This is a genomic window from Klebsiella sp. RCJ4, assembly GCF_009025755.1.
GTDB classification, from domain to species: domain Bacteria; phylum Pseudomonadota; class Gammaproteobacteria; order Enterobacterales; family Enterobacteriaceae; genus Klebsiella; species Klebsiella michiganensis.
Genome location: NZ_WCIN01000001.1, coordinates 1 through 16,573, shown reverse-complemented (window position 1 = coordinate 16,573; position 16,573 = coordinate 1). Strand labels below are relative to the sequence as shown.

The 16,573-nt window shown below is 57.2% G+C and carries 17 protein-coding genes; 10 read left to right on the top strand and 7 right to left on the bottom strand.

Translation table 11 applies throughout. The features are described 5' to 3' along the window. Positions 1-76: 76 nt before the first annotated feature. Positions 77-895 carry a pyridoxal phosphatase gene (locus tag F8562_RS00085; protein WP_014228469.1) on the top strand — a complete coding sequence of 273 codons (819 nt, stop codon included), beginning with the start codon at positions 77-79 and terminating at the stop codon, positions 893-895. On the opposite strand, the gene modC is transcribed toward F8562_RS00085, so the two are convergent. The 4 genes from modC to F8562_RS00065 all read right to left on the bottom strand — a co-directional run bounded on the left by modC (position 896) and on the right by F8562_RS00065 (position 3,716). Then, positions 896-1,954, bottom strand: coding sequence for a molybdenum ABC transporter ATP-binding protein ModC (modC, locus tag F8562_RS00080; RefSeq protein ID WP_014228468.1), 1,059 nt, complete (start codon positions 1,952-1,954; stop codon positions 896-898). It abuts the gene before it with no gap. A 2-nt stretch (positions 1,955-1,956) separates the two neighbouring features. Next, positions 1,957-2,646, bottom strand: coding sequence for a molybdate ABC transporter permease subunit (gene modB / locus F8562_RS00075; RefSeq protein WP_004848997.1), 690 nt, complete (start codon positions 2,644-2,646; stop codon positions 1,957-1,959). Next, positions 2,646-3,419 carry a molybdate ABC transporter substrate-binding protein gene (gene modA, locus F8562_RS00070; RefSeq protein ID WP_014228467.1) on the bottom strand — a complete coding sequence of 258 codons (774 nt, stop codon included), beginning with the start codon at positions 3,417-3,419 and terminating at the stop codon, positions 2,646-2,648. Before modA ends, modB begins: the two co-directional genes overlap by 1 nt. A 147-nt stretch (positions 3,420-3,566) precedes the next feature. Further along, positions 3,567-3,716, bottom strand: coding sequence for an AcrZ family multidrug efflux pump-associated protein (locus F8562_RS00065; protein ID WP_004848993.1), 150 nt, complete (start codon positions 3,714-3,716; stop codon positions 3,567-3,569). Positions 3,717-3,869: 153 nt separating this feature from the next. Between F8562_RS00065 and modE the strand changes: the two genes are divergently transcribed. The 7 genes from modE (at position 3,870) to gpmA (ending at position 11,676) form a co-directional block, all read left to right on the top strand. Further along, entirely contained in the window at positions 3,870-4,658 is a 789-nt protein-coding gene (gene modE, locus F8562_RS00060) for a molybdenum-dependent transcriptional regulator (RefSeq protein ID WP_004848991.1), read from the top strand. A gap of 67 nt (positions 4,659-4,725) precedes the next feature. Further along, positions 4,726-6,195, top strand: coding sequence for a molybdate ABC transporter ATP-binding protein ModF (modF, locus tag F8562_RS00055; protein WP_014837851.1), 1,470 nt, complete (start codon positions 4,726-4,728; stop codon positions 6,193-6,195). Between the two features lie 211 nt (positions 6,196-6,406). Beyond that, entirely contained in the window at positions 6,407-7,423 is a 1,017-nt protein-coding gene (gene galE, locus F8562_RS00050; RefSeq protein WP_004130603.1) for a UDP-glucose 4-epimerase GalE, read from the top strand. Positions 7,424-7,432: 9 nt separating this feature from the next. After that, complete coding sequence (gene galT / locus F8562_RS00045) at positions 7,433-8,479, top strand: galactose-1-phosphate uridylyltransferase (protein WP_094909287.1); 1,047 nt, start codon at positions 7,433-7,435, stop codon at positions 8,477-8,479. Positions 8,480-8,481: 2 nt separating this feature from the next. Next, positions 8,482-9,630 carry a galactokinase gene (galK, locus tag F8562_RS00040; protein WP_014228464.1) on the top strand — a complete coding sequence of 383 codons (1,149 nt, stop codon included), beginning with the start codon at positions 8,482-8,484 and terminating at the stop codon, positions 9,628-9,630. Next, positions 9,624-10,667 (top strand): galactose-1-epimerase, encoded by a 1,044-nt coding sequence (galM, locus tag F8562_RS00035; protein WP_014228463.1) that lies wholly within the window; start codon positions 9,624-9,626, stop codon positions 10,665-10,667. Before galK ends, galM begins: the two co-directional genes overlap by 7 nt. A gap of 256 nt (positions 10,668-10,923) precedes the next feature. Next, positions 10,924-11,676 carry a 2,3-diphosphoglycerate-dependent phosphoglycerate mutase gene (gene gpmA / locus F8562_RS00030; RefSeq protein WP_004100351.1) on the top strand — a complete coding sequence of 251 codons (753 nt, stop codon included), beginning with the start codon at positions 10,924-10,926 and terminating at the stop codon, positions 11,674-11,676. Between the two features lie 67 nt (positions 11,677-11,743). Here gpmA and aroG read toward each other — a convergent pair whose 3' ends face one another. After that, the gene (gene aroG, locus F8562_RS00025; protein ID WP_094909288.1) at positions 11,744-12,796 is read right to left on the bottom strand and encodes a 3-deoxy-7-phosphoheptulonate synthase AroG; all 1,053 of its coding nucleotides are present in this window, start codon (positions 12,794-12,796) and stop codon (positions 11,744-11,746) included. Positions 12,797-13,110: 314 nt separating this feature from the next. Between aroG and F8562_RS00020 the strand changes: the two genes are divergently transcribed. After that, a complete protein-coding gene (locus F8562_RS00020; protein ID WP_014228461.1) occupies positions 13,111-13,482 on the top strand; it encodes a YbgS-like family protein in 372 nt (123 codons plus the stop codon). 117 nt (positions 13,483-13,599) lie between these two features. Then, positions 13,600-14,544: a CDF family zinc transporter ZitB gene (zitB, locus tag F8562_RS00015; protein WP_014228460.1), complete on the top strand. Its 945-nt coding sequence runs from the start codon at positions 13,600-13,602 to the stop codon at positions 14,542-14,544. Here zitB and pnuC read toward each other — a convergent pair. Further along, positions 14,541-15,260 (bottom strand): nicotinamide riboside transporter PnuC, encoded by a 720-nt coding sequence (pnuC, locus tag F8562_RS00010; protein WP_014228459.1) that lies wholly within the window; start codon positions 15,258-15,260, stop codon positions 14,541-14,543. The two genes, zitB and pnuC, sit on opposite strands and share 4 nt — an antisense overlap. A 35-nt stretch (positions 15,261-15,295) precedes the next feature. Beyond that, positions 15,296-16,339, bottom strand: coding sequence for a quinolinate synthase NadA (gene nadA, locus F8562_RS00005; RefSeq protein WP_151891878.1), 1,044 nt, complete (start codon positions 16,337-16,339; stop codon positions 15,296-15,298). Between the last annotated feature and the right edge of the window lie 234 nt (positions 16,340-16,573).

Genomic DNA, 16,573 nt, shown 5'->3' with positions numbered 1-16,573 from the left:
TGAAAAGTTTGCCGGAATGGCACAGCGGTGTACCATCATAGCCTGCTAACTTTTCATCATTAACCGGAAACAACCCATGACCTCACGCGTGATTGCCCTCGATTTAGACGGCACGCTCTTAACCGGCAAAAAGACCATCCTCCCCGCCTCGCTCGATGCGCTGGCTCGCGCCAAAGACGCGGGATATCAGATCATCGTCGTCACCGGCCGACATCACGTCGCTATCCATCCTTTTTATCAGGCGCTGGCGCTGGATACACCTGCAATTTGCTGCAATGGCACTTATTTGTATGATTATCATGCAAAAAAGGTGCTTGAATCCGACCCGATGCCGGTAGATAAAGCCCTGAGCCTGACGGAAATGCTGAACGAGCATGATATTCACGGCCTGATGTACGTCGATGACGCCATGCTGTACGAGCAGCCGACCGGGCACGTTATCCGCACCGCCAGCTGGGCGCAGTCGCTGCCCGTCGAGCAGCGTCCGGTATTCACTCAGGTCGATTCTCTGGCGCAGGCGGCCCGCGAAGTTAACGCCGTGTGGAAATTCGCCCTGACCGATGAAGATACCGCCAAACTGCAGCGCTTTGCCCAACACGTTGGCCAGACGCTGGGTCTGGAGTGCGAATGGTCGTGGCACGATCAGGTGGACATTGCCCGGGAAGGCAACAGCAAAGGCAAACGCCTGGCGCAGTGGGTCGCGTCGCAGGGCCTGTCGATGCAGGATGTTATCGCCTTCGGCGACAACTATAACGACCTCAGCATGCTGGAAGCCGCCGGTACCGGCGTGGCGATGGGCAACGCGGTGGAGGAGGTCAAAGCGCGCGCCAACGTGGTGATCGGTGAAAACGAAACCACCAGCATCGCCGACTACATCTATCGCCACCTGCTGTAATCAGGCGGCTATCGACACGCTTTTTATCTGCGCATACAGCCGCTGGCCCGGGGTCACCCCCAGCTCATCGCGCGCCCAGGGGCTGATGCGCGCCCACAGGGTACGGCCGCTTATCTCCAGCCTGACCTCAACCTGCCCATGACTTTCAATACACTGCATGACCTGCGCGGGTAAAATATTGCGGATACTGGTTTGCTGAGCGGGCTGCAGTACCAGAGAAACGTCCGAGGCCTGAATGCGGATCCGCGCGCTTTCGCCCTGCGGCCTGTCAAGACGGTTAACCCATATCTGCCGATCCCCCAGCGCCAGCGCGGTCATGGCATACTGCGGATGCTGAGCGGCAACGGTCACGTTCAGGATCGTGCTTTGCTGCTCCTGGGGAAGCCAGGGGTGCATCACGCTGCTGCTCCACACCTCTTCCAGACAGCCAAAGGCTTTCACTTTCCCCTCTTCCAGCACCAGCACGTTATCCGCCAGATGCTGGATTTCATCCAGAGAGTGGCTGACGTACAGCATCGGGATCTTGATTTCACGCGCCAGACGCTGCAGATAGGGCAACAGCTCGCGCTTGCGCGGAATATCCAGCGATGCCAGCGGCTCGTCCAGCAGCAGCAGCTCCGGCGCGGTAAGCAGCGCCCGGCCAATCGCCACCCGCTGCTTCTCCCCACCGGAGAGGCCGCCCGGCAGGCGGTCAAGCAGCGGCGCAATGCCGAGCAGCGCCACCAGCTTGTCAAACTGCGCCGCCATAGACTTCGCCATGCCATATTGCAGATTGCCGCGCACTTTATAGTGCGGAAACAGGCGCGCGTCCTGAAAAACGTAGCCAATGCGGCGCTTTTCCGGCGCCAGGCAGATACCTTTATCAACGTCGTTCAGCACTCTGCCGTTGAGGACGATGCGCCCCTGCTGCGGGCGCGTCAGGCCGCTAATGGCGTTAATCAGCGAGGTTTTACCCGCGCCGGAGACGCCGAACACTGCCGTAATGCCGCTGGCGGGAAGCGTCTCGCAAATTTGCAGACAGTGGGTACCCAGCGTCTGGGTAAAATCGAGCTCAAGCATGTTTATTTCCCCATCCGCTGACGGCTGAGGCGGGCCAGCCATTCGGAAATCAGCAGCGATACCAGCGCCAGCGCAATCGAAATCAAGCATAAACGCGCGGCCGCGCCTTCTCCCCCGGGGGTCTGGATCAGGGTATACATGGCCGAAGGGATGGTGCGCGTTTCGCCGGGAATATTGGAAACAAACGTGATGGTGGCGCCAAATTCGCCCAGCGAGCGGGCGAAAGCCAGCACGGTGCCAACGATAATGCCGGGTAGCGTCAACGGTAATGTAATAGTGAAAAACACCCGCCAGCGGCCAGCGCCGAGGGTACGCGCCGCCTGCTCGAGCTTAATGTCCACCCCTTCCAGCGCGAGGCGAATGGCCCGCACCATCAGCGGAAAGGACATCACCGCCGCCGCCAGTACCGCGCCGCGCCAGCTAAACGCGAAGCTCAGACCAAACCAGTCATACAGCCAGCTGCCGATAAAACCGCGTCGCCCCATCGCGATCAGCAAGAGATACCCTACCACCACCGGTGGCAGTACCAGCGGCAGGTGGAGAATGCTATCGAGCAGCGCTTTACCGGGAAAATCTCGTCGCACCAGCAGCCAGGAGAAAAAGATGCCAAAAGGCAAGCTCAGTACCACCGCCAGGGAGGAGACTTTCAGGCTCAGCAGTACCGCCTGCCATTCAGGATCGCTTAAGAACATTAGTGGGTAGTAAATCCGTAACGTTTAAAGATAGCGGACGCTTCCGGCCCTTTTAAATAGTCATAAAACGCGCTGACCGTGGCATTTTTATGGCCGTCGACGATTGCCAGCGGATATTCCACTTTCTTATGCGAATCTTCCGGGAAGGTACCGACAACTTTTACTCCCTTGCTGGCGACCGCATCGGAGCCGTAAACGATCCCCAGCGGCGCTTCGCTGCGTTCAACCAGGGCCAGCGCGCCGCGCACGTCTTCTGCCGGCGCCAGCTTCGGCGACAGGGTTTCCCAAGCTCCCAGCTTTTGCAGCGCCTCTTTCGCATAGATGCCAGCCGGCACGTGTTCCGGGTCACCTACGGCCAGGCGGCCGCCCTTCAGCAGGCTGGTCCAGTCGGTTTTATCACTGATGTTTATCTCGCCCTGCGCGCTGGCTTTTGGCGCCACGACAACCAGGCTGTTACCGAGAAGGGTCGCGCGCGAGGCGGTATCAATGCTCTTTTTCTCGACCGCGTAATCCATCCATTTTTGATCGGCGGAGATAAACAGATCCGCCGGCGCCCCCGCTTCAATCTGCCGTGCCAGGGTCGATGAAGAGGCAAATGAAGAAACCACCTCCACGCCCTTCTCTTTTTTATACTCTTTGGCGATATCCTGCATGGCGTTGGTGAGCGATGCCGCGGCAAAAACCGTCACTTTGCCCTCTTCCGCCAGCGCGTGGCCCGCAATGGAGAGCGTTAACGTTGCTCCGGCAAAAAAGCGTAACCATTGACCTGTCATCTGAATCTCCCGTCAGTTCGTTATGTAGTAGACAATATAACGATAGCGCCAGGTTTTTCCCAGCGAAAATTAGGGGTAATCAGCGTTCGAAAAATGGAGGGGGGGGGAAGAAATAAGAACGCCCGGCAGAACCGGGCGCGGGGGAAATCAGTGATTTTGCGGTCTGCTGTCTTTATGACCGGCTCCGGAGAAGAGGTTAAACACTTCGCCCAGCCCGTAAATCAGGCCCAGAATGACCGCCATCACCACAGGGACCATGACTACGGCAAAAACCAGACTTTTCAATAGCTCTAACATGGTTGGCTCCAGAAAGTACGAATAGTTTATTGTAACCAATTCAGCCGGAAAAACACGCCCCATTTGTGCGGTGCCCCGCTGGCCACCGTGAGAGATGCATCTTGCAAGATGACCGCTATCGGTCACAATACCCTTTTTCATCAGGATATGATTATGCAGGCTGAAATTCTTCTTACCCTCAAATTACAGCAGCGCCTGTTCGCCGATCCTCGCCGTATCGCCCTGCTGAAACAGATTGAACAGACCGGCTCGATTAGCCAGGGGGCAAAAAACGCGGGCATTAGCTATAAAAGCGCCTGGGATGCGATTAATGAAATGAATCAGCTCAGCGAGCAGACCCTGGTTGACCGGGCGACCGGCGGCAAAGGCGGCGGCGGCGCGGTCCTCACCCGCTACGGGCAGCGGCTGATTCAGCTCTACGACCTGCTGGCGCAGATTCAGCAGAAAGCGTTCGATGTCCTGAGCGATGATGACGCCCTTCCCCTCGACAGCCTGCTGGCTGCCATTTCGCGATTCTCTCTGCAGACCAGCGCGCGCAACCAGTGGTTCGGCACCATTACCGGCCGCGACCATCAGCAGGTCCAGCAGCACGTTGACGTTCTGCTGGCCGACGGCCAAACCCGCTTTAAGGTCGCGATTACCGCCCAAAGCGCCGATCGTCTGGGCCTTGAGGAAGGCCAGGAAGTACTAGTGCTGCTGAAAGCGCCGTGGGTTGGCATTACTCAGGATGCCGCACAGGCGGAACGGGCCGACAACCAGCTGGCCGGACGTATCAACCACATCGAACGCGGGCCGGAACAGTGTGAAGTGCTGATGGCGCTCCCGGATGGGCAGAGCCTTTGCGCCACCCTGCCGGTGGAACAGACGCGCGATCTGGCGGAAGGGGCGGAGGTGATAGCATATTTTAATGCCGATCGCATCATTCTTGCCACGTTGTGCTAACGGCATTGACATTGCGCTCGCGAAGACGTATCCCTGAAGCAAATCGCTGCAAAAAGTGGGATACACAATGTCATTGTTGCAAATTTCGCAAGGCACGTTTCGTCTTAGCGATACAAAAACGTTAAATATTGAACACCTCCGCGTGCAGGCTGGCGAGAGCTGGGCTTTCGTCGGCAGCAACGGCAGCGGGAAATCGGCGCTTGCGCGGGCGCTCTCCGGCGAGCTGACCCTGCTAAGCGGGCAGCGTGAGTGCACCTTCTCGCGCATCACCCGTCTCTCTTTTGAGCAGCTGCAAAAGCTGGTCAGCGATGAGTGGCAGCGCAATAACACCGATTTGCTCAGCCCGGGAGAAGAAGACACCGGCCGCACGACGGCGGAAATTATCCAGGATGAGTTTAAAGACCCCTCCCGCTGCGCCCGCCTTGCTGAACAGTTTGCAATTAGCCACCTGCTCGAACGCCGTTTTAAATATCTCTCAACCGGCGAAACGCGCAAGACCCTGCTGTGCCAGGCGCTGATGGGCGATCCCGACCTGCTTATTCTTGATGAGCCGTTCGACGGTCTTGATGTCGCCTCGCGCCAGCAGCTCGCCGGGATGTTGGCCGCGCTGAACGGCGAAGGTATCACCCTGGTGCTGGTCCTCAATCGTTTTGACGAGATCCCGGCGTTCGTTCAGTATGCCGGGGTACTGGCGGACTGCGTGCTGAGCGAAACCGGCGAAAAGCAGGCCCTGCTGCAGCAGGCGCTTATTGCCCAGCTCGCGCATAGCGAAAAGCTTGACGGCATGACGCTGCCGGAGCCGGACGCACCGGCAGCGCGTCTTGCGCTGGACGCCGAAGCGCCGCTCATCGTGCTGAACGACGGCATGGTTTCGTACAACGATCGTCCGATCATTAACCGCCTGAGCTGGACGGTGAACCCTGGCGAACACTGGCAGATAGTCGGCCCCAACGGCGCCGGTAAATCCACGCTGCTCAGCCTGATCGCCGGCGACCATCCTCAGGGATACAGTAACGACCTGACCCTGTTTGGCCGCCGCCGCGGCAGCGGTGAAACCATCTGGGATATCAAAAAGCATATTGGCTACGTCAGCAGCAGCCTGCACCTTGAATACCGCGTCAGCACCAACGTGCGTAACGTGATTCTCTCCGGCTACTTCGACTCAATCGGCATCTATCAGGCCGTTTCCGACAAGCAGCATAAGCTGGTGCAGAACTGGCTGGATATTCTGGGTATCGACAAACGCACCGCCGATGCGCCGTTCCATAGCCTCTCCTGGGGGCAGCAGCGGCTGGCGCTGATCGTCCGCGCCCTGGTCAAACACCCCACTCTGCTGATCCTTGACGAACCGCTGCAGGGGCTGGACCCGCTCAACCGCCAGCTGGTGCGCCGCTTCGTTGATGTGCTGATTGGCGAAGGGGCGACGCAGCTGCTGTTTGTCTCTCATCACGCCGAAGACGCCCCGGACTGTATCACCCACCGACTGGCCTTTGTGAGTAGTGGAGACGGTTACACTTACCAGCTGGATCCGCTGTAAAATTAAGCCTCTACAGGGGTCTGCTGATCCCTGTTTTTTTCAGAATAATAGCTACCAGACATAACATCACCCTGTTTTTAAAACAAAAAAACTCAAATGGGCTGTTTAAAAATTTTAGTGTAAACGATTCCACCAATTTGGCCTGTGTCACACTTTTGGCTTCTTTGGTATGCTATCTTCTTCTCACACGATAAGCCTATTGGAGCGAATCATGAAAGTACTGGTTACAGGTGGTAGCGGTTACATTGGAAGTCACACCTGCGTTCAACTGCTACTGCAGGGACACGAAGTGATTATTCTCGACAATCTCTGCAACAGTAAGCGCAGCGTATTGCCAATCATTGAACGTCTCGGCGGGAAAAGCGCCACCTTTGTCGAAGGCGACATTCGTAACGAAGCGCTGATGACGGAAATTCTCCACGATCACGCCATTGAAGCGGTGATCCATTTCGCCGGCCTGAAAGCCGTCGGGGAATCCGTCGCTAAGCCGCTGGAGTACTACGACAACAACGTAACTGGCACACTGAAACTCGTTTCCGCCATGCGCGCCGCGGGCGTGAAAAACTTTATTTTCAGCTCCTCCGCGACCGTCTACGGCGACCAGCCCAAAATCCCTTACGTCGAAAGCTTCCCGACCGGTACGCCTCAGAGCCCTTACGGTAAAAGCAAGCTGATGGTTGAGCAGATCCTGACCGACCTGCAAAAAGCGCAGCCGGACTGGAGCATCGCGCTGCTGCGCTACTTCAATCCGGTCGGCGCGCATCCGTCGGGCGATATGGGGGAAGATCCGCAGGGTATTCCGAACAACCTGATGCCGTATATCGCGCAGGTCGCGGTTGGCCGTCGTGAATCGCTGGCGGTATTCGGCAACGACTACCCAACCGAAGATGGCACCGGCGTACGCGACTACATTCACGTGATGGACCTGGCAGACGGCCACGTCGCGGCGATGGAAAAACTGGCCGATAAAGCCGGCGTGCATATCTATAACCTTGGCGCAGGCGTCGGCAGCAGCGTGCTCGACGTGGTCAACGCATTTAGCAAAGCCTGCGGCAAACCGATTAACTACCACTTCGCACCGCGCCGCGAAGGCGACCTCCCGGCCTACTGGGCGGACGCTGAAAAGGCCGATCGCGAGCTGAACTGGCGCGTGACGCGCAACCTTGACGAAATGGCGCAGGACACCTGGCACTGGCAGTCCCGTCATCCGCAGGGTTATCCCGACTAAGGAACCTTCATGAGCGTATTTAACCCCGTCGACCATCCACATCGTCGTTATAACCCGTTAACCGGGCAGTGGATTCTGGTTTCTCCGCATCGCGCCAAGCGCCCCTGGCAGGGGGCGCAGGAAACGCCGGCAAAACAGACCTTGCCCGCGCACGACCCGGACTGTTTCCTGTGCCCGGGTAATACCCGCGTCACCGGCGACAAAAACCCGAACTACACCGGTACGTTTGTTTTTACCAATGACTTTGCGGCTTTGATGACCGATACCCCTGACGCCCCGGAAAGCGACGACCCGCTTATGCGCTGTCAGAGCGCCCGCGGTACCAGCCGGGTCATCTGCTTCTCGCCAGCCCACAGCAAAACGCTGCCGGAACTGAGCGTGGAGGCGCTGGAAGGCGTGGTTAAAACGTGGCAGAAGCAGACCGCCGACCTCGGAAAAACCTACCCGTGGGTGCAGGTCTTTGAAAATAAAGGCGCGGCAATGGGCTGCTCCAACCCACATCCGCATGGTCAGGTGTGGGCAAACAGCTTTCTGCCTAACGAGGCGGAACGCGAAGATCGTCTGCAAAAAGCGTACTTCACCGAGCACGGCGCGCCGATGCTGGTGGATTACGCGCAGCGCGAATTAGCCGACGGTAGCCGCACCGTCGTCGAGACCGAACACTGGCTCGCGGTGGTCCCTTACTGGGCAGCGTGGCCCTTCGAGACGCTGCTGTTGCCGAAAGCGCACGTACAGCGCCTGACTGATTTAACCGATGACCAGCGCAGCGACCTCGCGCTGGCGCTGAAAAAGCTGACCAGCCGTTACGACAATCTGTTTCAGTGCTCATTCCCCTACTCTATGGGCTGGCACGGCGCGCCGTTTAACGATGAAGAGAATAATCACTGGCAGCTGCACGCGCATTTTTATCCGCCGCTGCTGCGCTCCGCGACGGTGCGTAAATTTATGGTCGGCTATGAAATGCTGGCTGAAACCCAGCGTGACCTGACGGCCGAGCAGGCCGCCGAACGTCTGCGCGCTGTGAGCGACGTCCATTTTCGCGAATCCGGAGTATAACCATGAGTCTGAAAGAGAAAACCCAAGCCCTGTTTGCTGAGAAATTTGGCTATCCGGCCAGCCATGTTATCCAGGCCCCTGGCCGCGTTAACCTGATCGGCGAGCATACCGACTATAACGATGGGTTCGTGCTGCCCTGCGCCATTGATTACCAGACGGTCATCGCCTGTGCGCCGCGCGACGATCGTACCGTGCGGGTGATTGCCGCCGATTACGACAATCAGACCGATGAATTCTCTCTCGACTCGCCGATTACCAGCCACGATGCCCAGCAGTGGTCAAACTATGTCCGCGGCGTGGTGAAGCATCTCCAGCAGCGGAATAACGCTTTCGGCGGCGCGGATCTGGTCATCAGCGGCAACGTGCCGCAGGGCGCGGGGTTAAGCTCTTCGGCTTCGCTGGAAGTCGCCGTCGGCACCGTGTTCCAGCAGCTGTACCATCTGCCGCTCGACGGCGCGCAAATCGCGCTGAACGGCCAGGAAGCGGAAAACCAGTTCGTCGGCTGCAACTGCGGCATTATGGACCAGCTGATCTCCGCGCTCGGTAAAAAAGATCACGCGCTGCTGATCGACTGCCGCTCCTTGGGGACCAAAGCGGTCTCGATGCCGAAAGGCGTCGCGGTGGTGATTATTAACAGTAACTTTAAGCGCACTCTGGTCGGCAGCGAATACAACACTCGCCGCGAACAGTGTGAAACCGGCGCGCGTTTCTTCCAGCAGCCGGCCCTGCGCGACGTCACGTTGCAAGAGTTCAACGCCGTCGCCCATGAGCTTGACCCGGTGGTCGCCAAACGCGTTCGCCACGTGCTGACTGAAAACGCCCGCACCGTAGAAGCCGCCGCGGCGCTGGAAAAAGGCGACCTGCTGCGGATGGGCGAGCTGATGGCGGAATCCCACGCCTCCATGCGCGATGATTTTGAAATCACCGTCCCGCAGATTGATACCCTGGTGGACATCGTCAAGGCGACCATCGGCGATAAAGGCGGCGTTCGCATGACCGGCGGCGGTTTCGGCGGCTGTATCGTCGCCCTGGTGCCGGAAGATCTGGTCGAGACCGTACAGCAGGCCGTTGCCAAAGAGTATGAAGCGAAAACCGGTATCAAAGAGACCTTTTACGTCTGCAAACCGTCGCAGGGAGCTGGACAATGCTAAACCCAACAACGGAGCTGGCGCCGGACGGCCAGCCGTGGAATCTCCTCACCCTGCGTAACGACGCAGGCATGACGGTCACCGTAATGGACTGGGGCGCGACGCTGCTCTCCGCGCGCGTGACGCTGGCCGACGGCAGCGTACGCGAAGCGCTGCTCGGCTGCGCGACCCCTGGCGACTATACGCGCCAGGCCGCCTATCTCGGCGCTTCCGTAGGCCGTTACGCGAACCGTATCGCCAACAGCCGCTTTTCCCTTGATGGCCATAGCGTTAATCTGACGCCCTCCAACGAGGCCGGCCATCAGCTGCACGGCGGTCCTGAAGGATTTGATAAGCGCCGCTGGCAGATTGTCAGCGCCGACGATCGTCACGCGCTGTTTTCACTCTCCTCCCACGATGGCGATCAGGGGTTCCCCGGCAATCTGACGGCTACGGCGCACTACCGCCTGACCGACGATAATCGTATCGCCATCGAGTATCGCGCCACCGTTGATCAGCCCTGCCCGGTAAACCTGACCAACCACGTCTATTTCAATCTTGATGGCGTGCAGAGCGACGTGCGTAGCCATAGGCTGCAAATCTTTGCCGATGCGTATCTGCCCGTTGAGAGCGACGGTATTCCGGGAGGCGATTTGCAAAACGTCACCCTGACCAGCTTCGATTTCCGCACGCCGAAGATGCTGGCGGACGATTTCCTGCGCGATGAAGACCAGCAAAAGGTCAAAGGTTACGACCACGCCTTTCTGCTCCAGGCGCTGGGCGATGCCAAAAGCCCGGCGGCTCACGTCTGGTCGCAGGACGAAAAGCTGCAGATGACGGTCTATACCTCCGCTCCGGCGCTGCAGTTCTACTCCGGCAACTATTTGGCCGGCACGCCGTCGCGCACGGCGCAGCCTTACGCTGACTGGCAAGGTCTGGCTCTGGAGAGCGAGTTCCTGCCGGATTCACCGAACCATCCGGAATGGCCGCAGCCGGATTGCGTACTGCGCCCCGGCGAAGAGTACGTCAGCCTGACGGAATATCAGTTTATTGCGAAATAATATCCAGCCCTCCTGATGGAGGGCTTTTTTTATCCTTTCGCTGAAAAATACGCCACTTACAGACAAAAACATAACCTCTGTTTTACAAGCACCTTACACTGAGCGACTATTTTCGCTATGGTTAGGGATAAGCATTGCCGTGAGGTAAGTCGCGGCAATATAATGAGAATAGTTATCAATCAATAAATATACACACTACAGATTTCGGGTCGCATCAAGGCGGCGAGAAAGATGACGTGTATTGAGGAGTAAGTGTATGGCTGTAACTAAGCTGGTACTCGTTCGTCACGGCGAAAGCCAATGGAACAACGAAAACCGTTTCACCGGTTGGTATGACGTTGACCTGTCTGAAAAAGGCGTGGGTGAAGCAAAAGCGGCCGGTAAGCTGCTGAAAGAAGAAGGCTTCAGCTTCGACTTTGCTTATACCTCTGTGCTGAAACGTGCCATCCACACCCTGTGGAACGTGCTGGACGAACTGGATCAGGCCTGGCTGCCGGTAGAAAAGTCATGGAAACTGAACGAGCGTCACTACGGTGCGCTGCAGGGCCTCAACAAAGCGGAAACCGCTGAAAAATACGGTGACGAGCAGGTTAAGCAGTGGCGTCGCGGCTTTGCGGTAACGCCGCCGGAGCTGACCAAAGACGACGAGCGCTACCCGGGTCACGATCCGCGCTATGCAAAACTGACCGACGCTGAGCTGCCTACCACCGAGAGCCTGGCGCTGACCATCGACCGCGTCGTACCGTACTGGAATGAAACCATTCTGCCGCGTCTGAAAAGCGGTGAGCGCGTGATTATCGCCGCTCACGGTAACTCCCTGCGCGCGCTGGTGAAATACCTCGACAACATGGGCGAAGCAGAGATCCTCGAACTGAACATCCCGACCGGCGTACCGCTGGTGTATGAGTTCGACGAGAACTTCAAGCCTATTAAACATTACTATCTGGGTAACGCCGACGAGATCGCCGCGAAAGCCGCTGCCGTAGCGAACCAGGGTAAAGCGAAGTAATTTTCGCGGGATGTAAAAAAAGCGTGGAGCCCTCCACGCTTTTTTATTTTGAGACTCGTCGTAAAACCTAACCGCGGCGCGCTTTTACCGCATTCGCCAGCTGGCGAAGCAGCGTATCGGTATCTTCCCACCCGATACAGGCATCAGTAATGCTTTTACCGTAGGCCAGCGGCTCACCGCTGTCGAGGCTCTGATTGCCTTCCACCAGATGGCTTTCGATCATCACGCCCATAATCGCCCGCTCGCCGCCGGCAACCTGCTGGCATACGTCTGTGCCGACATCCATCTGCTTTTTAAACTGTTTGCTGGAGTTGGCATGGCTGAAATCGATCATGATCTGAGCGGGCAGGCCTGCTTTCGCCAGACCCACCTTCACTTCTGCCACGTGCTGCACGCTGTAGTTCGGCTCTTTACCGCCACGCAGGATAATATGGCAATCGCTATTGCCGCTGGTGTTCACAATCGCCGAATGTCCCCATTTGGTCACCGACAGGAAACAGTGCGGCGCGCCGGCGGCATTGATGGCGTCGATAGCGACTTTAATGGTGCCATCTGTGCCGTTTTTAAAGCCTACCGGGCAGGAGAGGCCGGAAGAGAGTTCGCGGTGCACCTGTGACTCGGTGGTACGCGCGCCAATCGCGCCCCAGCTCATCAGGTCGGCAAGATACTGCGGGGTGATCATATCGAGGAACTCCCCGGCCGCTGGCAGTCCGCTGTCGTTAATATCAAGCAGCAGCTTGCGCGCGATCCGCAGACCATCGTTGATGCGGAAGCTGTTATCCATATGCGGATCGTTGATCAGCCCTTTCCAGCCCACGGTGGTGCGCGGTTTTTCAAAATACACGCGCATCACGATTTCCAGCTCGCCTTTAAGCTCTTCGCGAAGCGCGAGCAGACGCTCGGCATACTCTTTTGCCGCCGCCGGATCGTGAATGGAGCATGGACCGATCACGACCAGCAGCCGATCGTCATGACCTTTAAGGATCTGGTGGATCGCTTTGCGCGCATGCGCAACGGTGTTGGCGGCGTTTTCGGTAGCGGGGAATTTTTCCAGGAGCGCAACGGGAGGTAATAATTCGTTGATCTCTTTAATGCGTAAATCGTCGTTCTGATAATTCATCTTATTTCCAGCGTTGCCATACTTATCTAGTTAAATGCAATCCCTCCAATCTATCTCTTCGCTCAAAAAGTGTAAACGTGATTTTACAGTAGCGGCAGAATATTCCTGGAAATAGGCTAAAAAACGCCATAAAGTCGCGGAATAGTGGCCACAAGCTATAATTTTTAACTGTTAGAACTTAATTTTCTTTAGCATTCAGCATTATATATTAATGCCGATCGCTAACAGCGAAGCTTTAACCACAACGAGTAGAACCTCCGGCAATGCACCGTTGGAAGAGGTAATTCGGTAAATCGATATAACAGGAGCATCCAATGAAAATGAACAAGCTAACCAGTCTTCTCCTCGCAGCAACTCTGGGCCTGGCCAGCGGCGCGGCGCTGGCCGCCGATACCGGCGCGCAGTCGAACAACGGGCAGGCCAATTCGGCAGCCGACGCGGGTCAGGTCGCCCCCGACGCGCGTGAAAACGTGGCGCCAAACAACGTGGACAACGGTAACATTAACGCCGGTTCCACCGATACCGGCGGCACCATGCTCCACCCCAACGGCTCGACCATGAACCACGACGGGATGTCGAGCGATGAAGTCCACAAAAACTCAATGTGCAAAGATGGCCGCTGCCCGGATACCGATAAAAAGGTCGGCCAGGACGAGGCGACGAAAACCGACGGTACCACCCAATAATCTGCGCGGTATCCGCCCGGAAGGAGAGCTAAGGCTCTCCTTTTTTCATTTTATTCACCCCAAGAGGTGAATCATGTCATAAAGTAATCATCAAAATAATAATGTAGGGATGGCACCATGGGGCAATCACACTCGCATAATTCTCCGCAATCCACCGAAGATAATAATGCCCGTCGGCTGCTGCTGGCGTTCTGCGTCACGGCCGGATTCATGTTGGTTGAGGTTGCAGGCGGACTCATTTCAGGTTCGCTGGCGCTGCTGGCCGATGCCGGGCATATGCTGACGGACGCCGCAGCGCTGCTGTTCGCCTTTCTGGCCGTGCGTTTCGCCAGTCGCCCGCCTAATGCTCAACACACCTTTGGCTGGCTGCGGCTGACCACGCTGGCGGCCTTTCTCAATGCTATCGCCCTGGTGGTCATTACGATATTAATCGTCTGGGAGGCCATTCAGCGTTTTCATCATCCGCAACCGGTAGCCGGTAAAACCATGATGATCATCGCCGTTGCCGGCCTGCTGGCCAATATTCTGGCCTTCTGGATCCTCCATCGCGGCAGTGAAGAGCGTAACCTCAACGTGCGGGCCGCCGCTCTGCATGTGCTGGGGGATCTACTCGGTTCGGTTGGGGCCATTATTGCCGCAATCGTGATCATCACCACCGGCTGGACGCCTATCGATCCTATTCTGTCCGTGCTGGTATCGTGCCTGGTTCTGCGCAGCGCATGGCGTTTGCTGCAGGAGAGCGTTAATGAGCTGCTGGAGGGCGCGCCGCGTTCGCTTGACGTCGACGCCTTAAAGCGCGATTTGCGCCGCTCGATACCGGAAGTTCGCGACGTACACCACGTTCATGCGTGGCTGGTTGGAGAAAAAACGGTGATGACGCTGCACGTGCAGGTGGTACCGCCGCACGATCACGACGGCCTGCTTGAACGAATCCAGGGCTTCTTACAGCATAAGTATGAAATTGAACACATTACGGTTCAGATGGAGTATCAGCCCTGCAGCGGCCCGGAGTGCCGTCTGAACATGACGCACGCCGGGCATGGACATCATCATCACCATTAACGGGAAAACGCGTGAGAGCCGCGCTCACGCGCGCTGTTAATCCACATACGGCTGCCGTTGAGGGCGATGAAGGTCAGCAGCAGATATTCGAGCGACATCGCATAAACGCCCTGCAGGGCGAAAATAACCACGCTGATGACGTTGATAATCACCCACAGCAGCCAGTTTTCGACGTATTTGCGCGTCATCAGGATCATCGCCGCAACCGAGAGAACCATCATGCAGGAGTCCCAGAACGGGAACGCGTCTGGCTGCAGCGCCGGCATAGCAACCTGCAGGCCCAGGGTGTGCATCAGCGCGACGGCAATCCTGGTGAGAAACGCAAAAACCGGATCGATAAATACCGTCATCAGGCCAATCGCCACCACGCAGGCCGCCAGCCAGCCTAACGCTTTCGGCAGCGGCAGCCAGCGGATTTGCAGTTCCGCCTGGTTATCGCTGGTTTGTCGTGACCAGGCGTACCAGCCGTAGACGTTGGCCGCGAAGAAAAAGATCTGCAGCAGAAGGCTGGCGTAGAGCTGGATCTGAAAGAAGATAATGGCAAACAGCGTGACGTTGATCAGCCCAAAGGCATAGTTGGCAATCTTCTCCAGGCTCGCCAGCCAGATGCACAGCAATCCTGCGACGGTGCCGACCGCTTCAATCCACGACAGGTCATATCCCCCGGCGCCAATGGGTATATGCACTAATATGTTCTGCGTACTAAAAAAATCCATCTTATCCCCAGAGCGTTCTGTAACGCAGTAATGAGCTATCCCCGAAGTGTAGCCGCAAAATCGAGCATTCTGTTTAGCGGAACCAGCGCCCCGGTTCGCAGCTGTTCATCAACGTGAATTTCATGTTCAACGCCTCCCTTTTCCAGCCCTTCCGCAATCGCCTGCAGGCCGTTAATCGCCATCCACGGACAGTGGGCGCAGCTGCGACAGGTTGCCCCTTCGCCTGCCGTAGGCGCTTCCAGCAGCTCTTTTTCCGGTACCGCCTGCTGCATTTTGTAGAAAATGCCGCGGTCGGTGGCGACGATGAGCTGCTTGTGCGGCAGCGTTTTAGCGGCATTGATCAACTGGCTGGTTGACCCCACCGCGTCAGCCATATCGACAATCGCCTGCGGTGATTCCGGGTGAACCAGAACCGCGGCCTGCGGATAAAGCGCCCGCATTCTCGCCAGCGCTTGAGTTTTGAATTCATCATGAACGATGCAGGCGCCCTGCCAGCACAGTACGTCGGCGCCGGTCTGTTTCTGCACATAGCTGCCTAAATGGCGGTCCGGCGCCCAGATGATTTTTTCACCCATGCTATCAAGATGCTCAATGAGTTCCACGGCGATGCTCGACGTCACAACCCAGTCGGCGCGCGCCTTTACCGCCGCTGAAGTATTGGCGTAGACCACGACCGTACGATCCGGATGCGCATCGCAGAAAGCGCTAAACTCCTCGATCGGGCAGCCCAGATCGAGCGAGCACTCCGCGTGGAGCGTGGGCATCAGGATGGTTTTTTCCGGGCTGAGAATTTTCGCCGTTTCTCCCATAAAGCGCACGCCGGCGACCAACAGCGTCGAGGCAGAATGTCGGGCGCCGAAGCGCGCCATCTCCAGAGAATCGGAGATACAGCCGCCGGTCTCTTCGGCCAGCTGCTGAATTTCGGGGTCGGTATAGTAATGGGCCACCATCACCGCATCGCGCTCGCGCAGCAGGCGTTTAATTTTTTCGCGATAAAAGTGCTTCTCATCGCGGTTTAACGGCATGGGCTTCGGAGGAAAAGGATAAATCGCCGCTTCCGGGTCAAACATTACGCTCATCTTGCAGTCTCGTTTCACTGGCTTAACTTTCAGACCGTAATAATGCCTGAAGAAAGGTATTAACCGGTCATGGTGTTTTATATGCTAAACAAGATAGCCGATTGTGCAGAAAATGTCGTGAGGAATTTTTCCCACAGGGAGCATTTCCCGGAGGCGATGCTGCGCATCTGTCCAGGCTGCCAAACCTGCAGAACGCACGAATCTGTAGCCCGGGCAAGGCGCGTCAAGCGCCGC

Coding starts and splice junctions, on each gene's coding strand:
- F8562_RS00085 (WP_014228469.1), top strand. CDS start 77: ATGACCTCACGCGTGATTGCCCTCGATTTAGACGGCACGCTCTTAACC.
- modC (WP_014228468.1), bottom strand. CDS start 1,954: ATGCTTGAGCTCGATTTTACCCAGACGCTGGGTACCCACTGTCTGCAA.
- modB (WP_004848997.1), bottom strand. CDS start 2,646: ATGTTCTTAAGCGATCCTGAATGGCAGGCGGTACTGCTGAGCCTGAAA.
- modA (WP_014228467.1), bottom strand. CDS start 3,419: ATGACAGGTCAATGGTTACGCTTTTTTGCCGGAGCAACGTTAACGCTC.
- F8562_RS00065 (WP_004848993.1), bottom strand. CDS start 3,716: ATGTTAGAGCTATTGAAAAGTCTGGTTTTTGCCGTAGTCATGGTCCCT.
- modE (WP_004848991.1), top strand. CDS start 3,870: ATGCAGGCTGAAATTCTTCTTACCCTCAAATTACAGCAGCGCCTGTTC.
- modF (WP_014837851.1), top strand. CDS start 4,726: ATGTCATTGTTGCAAATTTCGCAAGGCACGTTTCGTCTTAGCGATACA.
- galE (WP_004130603.1), top strand. CDS start 6,407: ATGAAAGTACTGGTTACAGGTGGTAGCGGTTACATTGGAAGTCACACC.
- galT (WP_094909287.1), top strand. CDS start 7,433: ATGAGCGTATTTAACCCCGTCGACCATCCACATCGTCGTTATAACCCG.
- galK (WP_014228464.1), top strand. CDS start 8,482: ATGAGTCTGAAAGAGAAAACCCAAGCCCTGTTTGCTGAGAAATTTGGC.
- galM (WP_014228463.1), top strand. CDS start 9,624: ATGCTAAACCCAACAACGGAGCTGGCGCCGGACGGCCAGCCGTGGAAT.
- gpmA (WP_004100351.1), top strand. CDS start 10,924: ATGGCTGTAACTAAGCTGGTACTCGTTCGTCACGGCGAAAGCCAATGG.
- aroG (WP_094909288.1), bottom strand. CDS start 12,796: ATGAATTATCAGAACGACGATTTACGCATTAAAGAGATCAACGAATTA.
- F8562_RS00020 (WP_014228461.1), top strand. CDS start 13,111: ATGAAAATGAACAAGCTAACCAGTCTTCTCCTCGCAGCAACTCTGGGC.
- zitB (WP_014228460.1), top strand. CDS start 13,600: ATGGGGCAATCACACTCGCATAATTCTCCGCAATCCACCGAAGATAAT.
- pnuC (WP_014228459.1), bottom strand. CDS start 15,260: ATGGATTTTTTTAGTACGCAGAACATATTAGTGCATATACCCATTGGC.
- nadA (WP_151891878.1), bottom strand. CDS start 16,339: ATGAGCGTAATGTTTGACCCGGAAGCGGCGATTTATCCTTTTCCTCCG.